This is a genomic window from Quyinboa ferrireducens, assembly GCF_042436675.1.
Lineage (GTDB): Bacteria > Bacteroidota > Bacteroidia > Bacteroidales > UBA5342 > JBHJHP01.
In genome coordinates this window covers 657,794-670,705 of sequence record NZ_JBHMVA010000001.1, presented here as the reverse complement: position 1 = coordinate 670,705, position 12,912 = coordinate 657,794, and the positions used below count along the sequence as shown (strand labels likewise).

Genomic DNA, 12,912 nt, shown 5'->3' with positions numbered 1-12,912 from the left:
AATTCCACCAACTATTTTGGCCCAAGTATATTAATCTCATAACTTAAACAAACAGTAATAATATAATCTTTTTAATAATTTTGAAACTGGCAAACTGTTATAATATTGATCAAAATCCAAATTTATTTTGATAGTTACTTTATCCTATTTGTATAAATCTAAATCAAAATTAGAACGAGAGATTAAATCCATAAAGATCTATTCCCTTCAAGTATAACATACCTGCAAATTAATTATAAATACTTTATAGTCTGGCTAATTTTTTAGAATGCTCCTTTTATAAATATTATCATCAGTAACAATTCTTAAGATATATATTCCTTCTAACAAAGAACCCAAGTTATAAGAAATATGCAATTGGCTATTTACATTATGATATATTTCTGTAAACATAATATTCCCATTGATGTCTGTAAGATCAACACTAACTTTATCCGATCTAATATCAAGGTTTATATTAATATATTCCTTAAATGGATTAGGATAAATTAGTATATTATAATTATTAGTTATATCATTTTCGAAAGTCTGCTGTCCCCCATCAATCTCATTGTTTAACTTTGAAGATTTATTACTGATTCCCTGTATAATTGTTATCGTAGCTAAAGAAAATTTTACTGGTGTTCCATTATCTGTAACCTTAATAACCAAAATACCACTTAAGTTATCTTGAACTGGATCATATTTGGAGGTAGTATATAATCGTCCACTACTAGAACTTAACCAGAACTTACCCGTCTCATTACCCGTTTCTATAGAATAGGTTAAACTTTGCCCTTCATCGGGATCACTCGCAAGGATTGCCCCAATTAAATCACCTTGTCCTAACTGATCTATTACAAACTCTTGTTCTGATATTATAGGAGCTTCATTTGTAATTTGGCTTATTATTATATGTCCTGTTGTTGAAAGTACCGGGGTTCCGTTATCTGTAACTTTAATAACCAAAGTACCACTTAGGTTATCCTGAACTGGATCATATTTAGAGGTAGTATATAATCGTCCACTACTAGAACTTAACCAAAACTTACCCGTCTCATTACCCGCTTCTATAGAATAGGTTAAACTTTGCCCTTCATCGGGATCACTCGCAAGGATTGCCCCAATCAAATCACCTTGTCCCAACTGATCTATTACAAACTCTTGTTCTGATATTATAGGAGTTCCATTTGTAATTTGGCTTATTATTATATGTCCTGTTGTTGAAAGTACCGGGATCCCGTTATCTGTAACTTTAATAACCAGAGTGCCACTTAGGTTATCCTGAACTGGATCATATTTAGAGGTAGTATATAATCGTCCACTACTAGAACTTAACCAGAACTTACCCGTCTCATTACCCGTTTCTATAGAATAGGTTAAACTTTGCCCTTCATCGGGATCACTCGCAAGGATTGTCCCAATTAAATCACCTTGTTCTAACTGATCTATTACAAACTCTTGTTCTGATATTATAGGAGCTTTATTTGTAATTTGGCTTATTATTACATATCCTGTTGCTGAAAGTGCCGGGGTCCCGTTATCTGTAACCTGAATCAAAATAGTTCTGCTTAGATTACTATTGGAGTTATAGTTATTATTATTTGTGTATAACTTCCCTGAACTAGGGCTCAAATATAACTGCCAATCCTCATTCCCGCTTATAATTCTATACGTTAATGATTGATCTGATTCTATAGCACTTGCCTCTATTTGCCCTAAGTACTCACCTGGTGCAACACTATTCTCAATACTAATCTTATCTGTAAATATTACAGGAGGAACATTATCTATCCCATCCTTATTTTGAATAATTGCCACGTAAGCAGTATCAAATATGTCTGGATTTTCATTTAAATTTACTTTAACCAAAATTTCCCTACTCAAATCTTTCGTTGGATCATAATTATTATTATTAGTGTACAATCTACCAGTTACAGGATTTAAATATAATTGCCAATCACTATTCCCATCTTCAATTGTATATGTAATTGCTGCTCCGTCACTCTCCGTTGAAACATCAATCTGCCCAATAAAATCTCCGGGTTGGATATCTCCAACAGTAAAAGTTTGTTGATCTATGGTCACATAATTGGGATTCAGATTCAATTCTCCTTTTCTGTCAATCAGAACAATTGATGAATACGGTTGCAAAACAATTTGTGTACTATAAGTATTCCCGAAGCAGTCCTCTACCGGATATGGCACATAAATATTTTTTATATTATTTGAATTATTATATTCTAGCAAAATATTTTTTTCAATACTATTCTCAGTTACCTCAACTTCATATAACTCAAAGTTATCCCAATATATTGTTTGATCATTCTGGTTCCAGGTAAAATATAGGATACAATCATCAAACGAATCTGTAGGAGAAAAAACTATTTCATGTTCAGATCTGGTTTTATTTACTCTAATATTTCTTATCTTAGAAATTCTTTTGAAGGTACCGTATCTTTCTCTTAAGTTAACCTGTATTAGTCGCTCATCTACACTCCCAATTGTTGATACTCTAAATACGTACTTTTTGTTTTTATCAATAGCCCCTATCCGTACATTCATATGAGAATCCCCGGAAATATAACTCCCTGTAAAATATGTTTTTAGAACACCCCCATCCAAAGAATTATTATATTGCCATTCTTCAAAAGAATTAACTGATGTATTAACAGAAAAACCATCAATATTCGCATCTAAAGTTCCATTGCCTATTTTATTATTCCCAATAATACTATTTACTGTATAATCACTAAATTCAATATCTGCTAAATGAGAATTGGAATCATAGCCTTGGCTCTTCCAGTCATCAAAATAATAATATCCTCCTTGACCTACCCCATTATTATATATATACGTTTTAAAGTAATCTGGGCTACTGAAAGGAATAACATAGGTATTACTATCAATGACACCAAAATTTAGAATATTATCAGTATATCCATCTAAAAGCCTCACCGGCTTTTGTGATTCATCTGTAGTAACGACCAAATTTGAAAATATATCTACATCACTTACGTTAACTTCTGGTATTGTATTTACAATGGAAAAATGATTTGTTTTAATATCAAATAATGTATTATTTGATATTAAACAATTTCTGGCCTGATTTAAATGTATTCCCATAGTATTCATATGAGCAATTGTATTACCTGTAATTTGAAGATTATTTGCCATTCCGTCACTGTAAATCCCATTAGGCGTTGTTCCTTCTTTATTTCCATTAACAATTATATTATCTGTAATTTTGCTAGCCTCTTCTACTAAAGAAATATCTCCAAAATCCTGAAAAGTATATATTCCTCCTCCATCGTCTAAAATCCAACAAAAATCACTAATAAAATTATTTCTGATACTATTTCCTTCTCCTGCAAAATATATCCCCAGGTAACCAACATTTTTAATATAATTATTTATAATTTGCCCCCTATAACCATAAAAGAATATTGCTGAATATCCTCCCGTTTTGCTTCCCATACCTTGATAAATCCCGGTATTTTTTATCGTATTATTACTTATGACTGAATTATTGAACACACCCCATTTCCCAAAACTTAAAGCTTGTCCATTGGTCCAATAAATAACATTCTCACTAAAATTAAAATTTGGACAATCACCAACTCCTGAAATTGCATCTGTTCCTGAATATGAAACAGAACATTTTTCAATTTTCAGATTTTCACAATTCATAAATTCTATTGCCTTTTCATTAGCCCCTTGGAAAGATATATTCCTAACGGTAATATTGGGAGAATTTTTTATCACCAGAAAGGAATTAACATCAGATACTTTTATGTTAAAAAGATCTGGATTAATATCGCTAAATATGTATAAATAATTTGTTTCCTGATTATAATACCACTCTCCAAATTTGTCCAATGTTTTTATACTCCTTTGAAAGAAATAACCATAATCCGTTCCCACTCTAGGACTAACACCATCATTAATAGAAGGAACATAATAAATAGTATTATTTTCTATCTTGCTAATTTCATTTCTTGAATATGTCCAGTTATTTTCTTTAATTACTAATTCAGCATCTTGCCAGCTATTATCAACGGGCAACTCGTCATCTGTAATTGAAGTCTTACCATTCACCGATTCATATTTTAAGATATCACTATTTGGATATCTACCCACATGGTAAACAGAATCATCAATAGTAAGCAGATTCAAATTAGGAGCTGCAGCAATATTTGTTTTCCAGATACTTGAACCAACATATTCCCATGAATTACGAATTTCTATAAATCCTGAAATAACAGGCAAGTCACCCTCACCATATGAATCAATTATAACACCGGATGTATTATCACCAATTCCACTCAAATATAAAGTACCATGAAAAAGACTTCCCCTATTAAATAAAATTATGTCTCCAGGTTTTAAATCTAACAGATTAATTCGTGCTATAGTCTTGAAAGGTGTAGATGGACTTAAACCATTATTGGAATCCTGCCCACCATTACTAACATAATAAGTCTCTGAAAATAATCTGACTACAAAAAGGAATAATAATATATTTAATACTAATAATTTCCTAACAAAAAATCTACCGCTCATATAAAACTAACTATTGGTCAACAAAAACACATTAGTGACATTCAATAATTAATATATACGTACTATAAAACATCAAAAATTATTCCAAAATTAAATTACTATATGTGGCATTCAACTTTACTTCAGACACGTTATGAAGATTATCATTCAAAACATCACTGATCCATTGAGTTTCTGAATAATTAATATCATATATCTCTTGATCGATTAATCTTATTTTTTCTACTTTTTGTTCTTTCAATAGGCTTTTTAAAAGTACGACCTTGAATGTATCGTTATTTGCAAACGGCAAAATATTCCAACCCTTTTCAAGATTAATCTCAAAAGGATAATTATTAGTAGATTTAATCATCCCTTCATATTTTACCTTGACTGGTTCGCCAACAATAATTTTTAAAGTTTGGAAGTTCTCAAGTTCATTTGAAAATTCATTATATATCTCATTATCTACAGCATTCTCAAAAACCCGGCCCTTCTCATCCATAATCTTTAAACTTACTCCGGATTTAATTATATCTTTAAAAATTTCACTTAAATTATCATTCAATGAAATATTATCAAAACTAACATAATTTAAACCTTTCTTTAAACTCAGTGTATCTATCACAACTGTACCCGTTGAAATTGGTAACAGCAATAGTCCCTTAAAAGGATTTAACTTAACAGAATTATGATGCATGTCTCCATCTGGATCTACCATGTATCCTGCAAAAAATTTCTCCTTAATTATTTTATCATTGTTGTAAACAAGTTTTGGTTTTACTTCATATAACTTTGAATTCTTATCATAATTATATTTTTCACTCCAAACACTTAAAGAATATTCATTTGAAGTCTTATCAAATATGTCTCTAACATGAAATACATTTTGATTAATGGGTATAAAATAACTATTACTATCAATTATGCCAAATTGCTCAATTTTATCAATATTTTCTCCCGACTCTCTCCAAAATCTAAATCTGACAGCTTGATCACTAGCAAAAATAAAATTTCTCTTCACTACATTTCCTCTCATGGACCAGTCCTCAATATAATCTGATTGAGCGGATATCCCATATCTACAATTATAAACAATATTATTTTTTATTATATTTTTATTGGCATCGTGAATAAATATACCACCATTTGTTGCATTTGTAATGATATTATTTTCAACTATTATTTCGGTTGATTTATTGTCCAAATAAATTCCATGATTATAATGTTCTGTATTATATTTGTTGTCAATTTCTTCAGGAATATGTATTATATTCCCTAATACTCGTCTGTTATTTAGATTATTTATCGATGACCCACCACAATAAATTCCTCCTCCATCATTATTCCTAATGCAATAGTGGTTGACATAATTATTTTTTATTAAGATATTGTCGCCTCGAAAATGGATTCCTGACCAAGCAATACTATCAATATAATTATTTTCAAGAATACAATTAGGATAGCTATAAAATACAACTCCAGCAACACCTTCTTCTCCTGAAAATCTTGCCATTCCAGGGGATAAACCGGCATTGCAAATATAGTTACCTTTAACAATTACATTACTTGCATACACGACCAATGACCTATCATGTGTATCTCGTATTTTACAGTTAATGATCAGAGAATTATTGTTACTAATAGTTACACCATACCCTCCAGAAAATCTTATTTCACAATTCTCAATCTGTGCATTTAAATTACCATTCCCATTGATTATTTTATTATTAGCTCCTTCAAAGATTAAATTTTCCAATTTAATATTATCAGCACCTCCAAACTCCACAAGATTATTAACCACACTATATTTAACTCTGTGATTATACGGATCTTCGCTCCCGAAATACATGAATAATGTATCATTAGTAAAATACCATTCGCCTAATTGATCAAGTGTATTAATATGATTTTGAATAATAAATTTTTTCTCTCTGATATTTGTTCCCAAATTATCAAAATAAATTTCGTTATTACTATAAGCGGTAATTTTACTATTCATCATATACCACTCTTTTGCCATAACTGATATCTCGCCACCGTTAAAATTTAAACCTTTATTAATAGAATTAACGTAAATTTTATTATCATTCAATGAAGAATCAAAAGTGCAATAAGAATTATTTGGGAATTGGCCTATCCGCTGTAATTTATCATCAAATAATACACAATTTAAATCTTCAACTGTTTTTATTGTTGAAAAGTAAATACTATCGTTTAACTTTCCCCATTTAGATATTTGATTAAATCCACTAATTACAGGCTTTTCTTTGTCTTTATCACCATAAGAACTTAATACAATGGGATTCTCAAGCGTACCATCTTTTCCATAAAAACTCAACATTTCATTAAAATTATATGTAAAGATATCTCCACGCCTAAAAAAAACTGTATCTCCTGCAGATCGTTCATGCAGTTTATATCCTTTTAAGGATTTCCAAGGTGTTGACTCTATTTTACCACTATAATAATCATTACCAGCATTGCTAACGTAATAATTTATTGCAAAAGTTTCTTTTGCTATGAGAGCTAAAGCAACCAATATGATGATTTTAATCTTCATAGTCATATATAATGTAAATTATCAAACAAATTTATGTTAAATTATAGTAAATTCAAAGTAATTCTGCTAAATTAACATTAAAATTTCACTGATTCTTAACCAGATGTTTTTATAGTATATTATTTCTATACCTATTAATATTATTAGTAAGATGCTTAATGATACTATCAGAATAGAATGCATTTAACTAATCAATGAATTCCAAAAGATTTTTACAAAGATCACTTATTCCTTTTTCAAATTAATATAATGCATTATTCCCCAGCACGAAATAATGGTAAAGATTCCGTAATTACGTTATTTAAATCATCTTTAACATAAAGATAAATTCTATAGGGAACATTATCATCAGGCAACGTTAATGAAAAATCCGTTCTACCATATTCAAAATCAGATTCTGTAATCTTGTAAAATACTTTAGTTTTGTCAAAATAATGATCGGTATAAACAATATCAGTATATACAATCCATTTATACTGTAATTTCATACTATTAACATTTTTAACAGAAAAAGCTTCAACATCTACTTTATTCTTTATAGCATTATTAATGCGAGCATAAATCTTAAATTCAGATATCGGAAATTGATTTCGCAATTCTTCTTCGGATAAACTTGAATATGCTTCTTTTAAAGCATTGTAGGCTGGTTTTTTATTCCCAAAAATATCAATTATTCCATACCAGGTTGCAAGGTATTCATACTTATCCTGCCAACAGAATGCGACTCCCCCAAGATTATTTTTCCTGTCAGCAGCGATGATATTCCAACTTATAGCGTATTCATTTGCCTTTTGCATACTTGTTGGTTCTAAAATTCGATGATTAACATCAAAATCATTTAATTCTGTATTCCAATAACCTGTGTTCCCATATTCTGTAACTAAATAAGGCATCCCGTCCAGATTGCGCTGGGCCATCTCCTGTAACTTATCAATACTCCCATAATACGAGTTTATTCCGAAAAAATCAATTTGAGGGGCATATTCCGCAATAGAGTACATACTTGCAGAGATCTGGTTTTCAACAGTGTAAACTGGTCTGTCAGGATCAATTCGCTTTATTTCGGTTGCAAGCTCATTTATAAACTTAAAGTAAGATGTCCTAACTACATTCAAATAGGGCTGCCCAAACAACCTGTTCAAAAAATACCACGTTTCATTTCCCAACTCCCATGCTAAAATAGAAGGATTATTTTTATACTTTCTTACAGTTTTTAATATCTCCTGTTTTCTTTCTTCTAGTTTTAGTGTATCATTGAAATAGTTGATTGTACTAGCAAGAGAAAATCCATATAAAACATCAAGATCAAACTCTTTTACAGTTTTTAATATATTATAATTATAAATTGATTCATGTGATATCCTAATAGTATTGCACCCCATTTCATTGATCAACTCAAAATCTTTTCTCAATTTATTTACTGTCAGAGGTAATGTTGTACTATTGTTATTCCAACCATTTCCGGAATTATAAACTACCCCTTTAACATATTTAGTGACTTTTACCTCATCTCGTTCCTTTTCTTCTGGTCTCTTAAACACCTGAGTTAAATTGTAGGCTAATTTACCTGAGTGCTGATGTTCGGGTTGAAGTATGGCAACAACATTACCCCTCTTATAAATACTATTATTTAATTTATTTTCTTTATTTCTTAGAACATTTGAACCCTTTATCAACAATGGTTTTGTAATATTCGCTCTTTCCATTCCATAATAAATACTATCTGAAAAAGTAGCAACTTCATGGTCATCAAATATCCAGTCAATCATATTCTGATTATCTCTATTATTACAATAATATATTAACCTACTGTCTTCATCTATATTGCTCGAATGCCAAACCCAGGTAATTATAGTATTTATAGCCATTGAATCAGCCATAAAATAGGATTGTTTGAACATCCTATCATAAACTTCCGGTGATACTCCTTTCATGTTACGGTCAAACATAATAACTATTGGAAGGTAACGATATTTAATCTCATTATAAATTTGCTTTAAAGTCAGGATATTGCTATCTCCACCAGCAAACACTACATTTGATGTATCCACTGATAATGATAAAAACGGAATAATATTGTTAGAGTAGCAGCTATCAAGAAACTGTGTTAAAGAAGTTTTATTGTCCTGATTCAAATAGAACTCACTTTTAATAAATGCAACCGAAGAATCATAAAACCTAAGCCCTTTTTCGTTATTTATTCCATAATATAATTGTCCGTAATTTTTTTCATTTGTTGAGCTGTACTTTATTCCAATAATAGCCAAAGCCTTTTGCCCAATTTTAGTATCTACAATGAAGTAAGGCAATCTGGAAAACTCTACCTTTGAAATGGCAATATTGAAAATAACTAAAAAAAACAGGCCTCCAAAGACTAAATAATTCTTACTAAATATGTTATATGCATAATGCTTCACCTTAAATGTAAAGCGTCTTGTAGAACTGTTCTTTGTGATAAATGATCCCTTCAGCAAATTATGTACAAACACGATTTGTTTTTGCATAGCCATTAAGTTCCCAAAACTCAATATCAAAATATTTAAAAGGGCCAAAAAAGCCATAAACAAAGAAAAAGGAGTAAAGTCGTGGATAAGACCATAAACAATTGCAACGGATGACAAAACAATTATTGAAAAATTCGGAATCAGCAGCTTCCATGGTGTTTCAAGCCTGTTATCTTTTGGTGTAGGAATATAAGGAACCTTTCTTTTTATAAGAGAATAAATAAACCCAAGCATTGTGGCCCACCATGTGGATTTGAATAATATGCCGCCGAGAATTGCAGTCCCTTTTTCATGCTCTTCAAAATACCATCTTTGATGATAGAAACGGATAATCTGAGAAATCGCAAACAATGGGACGTAATAAATAAAAAAATCAAATACATGTAAATTAATCGGTATCAACCCTGCCAATAATGCAAACACTGGTATTAAGAAATCAAAAAGTGCAACAATACCAGAAAAGTAGAATAATGGAACGGTAAGAAAGGCCAATCGTTCAGCCCATGAAAGATTTTTTGCCACTTTTGGAAAAACGTTGAATAAAAGATCAAAAGAGCCCCTTGACCATTTAAGTTGTTGTAACGAATATCCTGAGTAATTCCAGGGAACCAGTCCTTTCGCAACAATTACCGGATCATATACAGATTTCCAGCCATTTGCCTTTAATCTTAATGCTGTATGCATATCCTCTGTTAGGCCAGGTGCATGACCTCCAATACTATCCAGAGCTGCCCTTCGAAAAGTACAGTTTGCACCTATTGCCGGAACAGCACCATAGCTATTTAAAGTCATCATAGCAGGTCCATAAAATTGATATGTCTGCTCTGCTGCTGCCTTAGCAATTATTGTTTCATATTGGTTATAGTAGGCCTGAACTACCTGAACAAACCCCATTTTCTCATCTTCAAAATATGGAAGAACTTCATCCAGGAAATTAGGATAGACAACATGGTCAGGATCAAGAATTAAAACAATATCACCTTTTGCAACTGTTTGTAACGCATTATTTATATTCCCGGCTTTTGCGTTTATCTTCTTTTCACGCGTTACATGATGTATATTGTGTTCAGCACAAAATTCCTTTAGGTCAGGATCATCGGCCTCATCACACAAAAAGGTTTCATGAGGATAAGTTATTGATTTAATTGCCAAAAGGGAGTTCCTAACCATGTCTTTGGGTTCCCCTTTTACGTAGGTTGTTAGCACATCAACAGTGAAATCTGTTTTTAATGCCGGCTTATCAGGAATTGACGGGTGCCAGATTAAAAACCATTCAATAACTAATAAAGTAACCTTATATGCAAAAGACAAAATGATAATAACATATAGGAAATTATTCTGTCTGAACGAAGCATCCATCAACCATATCATAAAAAACACAGCAGAGTATATCCCAAATATTATCAGCAATTTAGAGATTATAAGCTCTTTAATTTTTGGTTTAACCTGCCTGTTAACCTTGTTTGTCATCATTATATTAAAAAACAAATCCTATACAAAAATCAATATTTTATGAACTCATTGTGCAAATCTACGAACAAATATTGCAGCGAACGTTCCTGATACATTCTATGTCTTTCATTTAAGATCACCTCTTAAAACCTCAATAAAATGGTGAAACGATTCAGCGCTTATACTCCAATCCGGTGGTTTGATATCTCCCCATGCTTTTGGAGTATCAGACATGTTAAAATAATTTATTCCAGCTATCTGAGGATTATCCCGAATTACTCTTGCTGCTCCTTCCAACCATTTCGTTTGATAATCTTCCGGCCCTTTTACGCCAAATTCAGTAATAAAAAGTGGCTTATCTATAGACCGAAGACGCCAGAATTTTCGGTTAAATATAGCTGAAAAGGTCTCCTGTTTTTCCGGATCCGTAATATTCTTATCAGGAAGACCATATATTGCAATACTCAAAAAATCAACGACATCATTACCCGGATACCATTCAATTGATCCTCTATCACCTGCCGGTCCCCATACCCTTTTTATATTATCTGGAAAAGGATTCATAAAATTCATAAAATATCTGAAGGAATGGATATAATCAACCGGATTCTGACTTTGCCATGGATATCGTGTAATCGGAATTTCCATTTCATGCGCATACCTCAAATAGACACGTGCTTTCGTTTGTGTCAGAATACTATAAAGATGTTCTATCTCTCTGTCATATCTACCTATAGTAATATTTTGGAGTACATTCAAATCAGTTTTACCATCAGGAAATCGGAATGGCTCAAACGTTACAATTACATTATGCCCTCTTTTTATGACTTTCTGAAATTCTGATTCAAACTTTCCATTATCAAGGCTGCCAAAATCAACAAATAGGTGTTCCACAGTAACATGCTCATCTGTATTTAACAACGCTTGAGGATCATACAGGCCAATCTCAAATTTTTCAAAATTACCTTGTGCTTTATCAAAAGCATGTTGATTAAAATTTACATTGGAATAAACAACGTCGCGTTCCTTATTAATAATATTTGATATGTTATAAATCAATTCCCAATTAACTGAATCGCTCATATATTGCTTCGAACCAATTATGTAAACAGGTTTATCAATAAACCTAAGCCTGTGTAACCTCCGAAAAATATCGTATTGATCCGGATAGTTTTTGGGATATACATTAAGAAATTGTTCTGAATCACTTTTCACAGTCACACTTGTTACATCTACAACATCATCACCAGGATAGAATTCCATGCTACCCGGATATCCCGCTGGCCCCCAAACTATTTTAACCTGTGGAGAAAACAGTTTACATTGCTTCGTAAAATAACGAAACGCATTAATATACTCTCCCGGACCCTGAAATTGCCATGGAAAGTATTTTACAGGCACTTCCATTTCCGGATCAAACCGGATATACACATTTGACCTTTTACCAATTAACTCTTTGCAGAAACTTTGTATAGCTTTGTTATAGTCCCCTTTTACCAATTTACCCAAAGGAGAAGAATAATGTGTTATTGTTCTATTTCCACCCCAGGTTTCAACAGTAATCATAACAGGAATGCTATCTGCGAATTCCGTAAGAAGGGTATCATTATGTTCCCATTTCCCATTATCTGTTAAAATCACCTTTATGTGCGAAAAAGAACTAATAAGTTGATTTTGAACATCACCGTTAAATGAGAATACAGCCAAAACGGGTTCGGATGTGTTTAGTTCAATAGAATTTGCTTGCTCTTTTTGTAAAAGATAATATACATATCTCCGGTTCTTATACCCCAATAAAACCACTAACGATAATCCAATAATAATTATATAATAAATAACCTTTTTTTTCATCAAGCTAATAACTTTCTTCTT

4 protein-coding genes are annotated in these 12,912 nt (G+C 31.5%); all 4 read right to left on the bottom strand.

Going from position 1 to position 12,912, the window contains the following annotated elements; genetic code table 11:
- Positions 1–255 precede the first annotated feature (255 nt).
- The 4 genes from ACE01N_RS02500 to ACE01N_RS02485 all read right to left on the bottom strand — a co-directional run bounded on the left by ACE01N_RS02500 (position 256) and on the right by ACE01N_RS02485 (position 12,891).
- The gene (locus ACE01N_RS02500) at positions 256–4,542 is read right to left on the bottom strand and encodes a right-handed parallel beta-helix repeat-containing protein (RefSeq protein WP_380584475.1); all 4,287 of its coding nucleotides are present in this window, start codon (positions 4,540–4,542) and stop codon (positions 256–258) included.
- 79 nt (positions 4,543–4,621) lie between these two features.
- Complete coding sequence (locus tag ACE01N_RS02495; protein ID WP_380584473.1) at positions 4,622–7,084, bottom strand: right-handed parallel beta-helix repeat-containing protein; 2,463 nt, start codon at positions 7,082–7,084, stop codon at positions 4,622–4,624.
- 254 nt (positions 7,085–7,338) lie between these two features.
- On the bottom strand, positions 7,339–11,076 hold the full coding sequence (locus ACE01N_RS02490) for a glycosyltransferase (protein ID WP_380584471.1): 3,738 nt from the start codon (positions 11,074–11,076) through the stop codon (positions 7,339–7,341).
- 90 nt (positions 11,077–11,166) lie between these two features.
- A complete protein-coding gene (locus ACE01N_RS02485; protein ID WP_380584469.1) occupies positions 11,167–12,891 on the bottom strand; it encodes a glycoside hydrolase family 26 protein in 1,725 nt (574 codons plus the stop codon).
- Positions 12,892–12,912 lie beyond the last annotated feature (21 nt).

Excerpts from the sequence above, each read along its gene's own strand:
- ACE01N_RS02500 (WP_380584475.1), bottom strand. The coding sequence starts at position 4,542 with ATGAGCGGTAGATTTTTTGTTAGGAAATTATTAGTATTAAATATATTA.
- ACE01N_RS02495 (WP_380584473.1), bottom strand. The coding sequence starts at position 7,084 with ATGAAGATTAAAATCATCATATTGGTTGCTTTAGCTCTCATAGCAAAA.
- ACE01N_RS02485 (WP_380584469.1), bottom strand. The coding sequence starts at position 12,891 with ATGAAAAAAAAGGTTATTTATTATATAATTATTATTGGATTATCGTTA.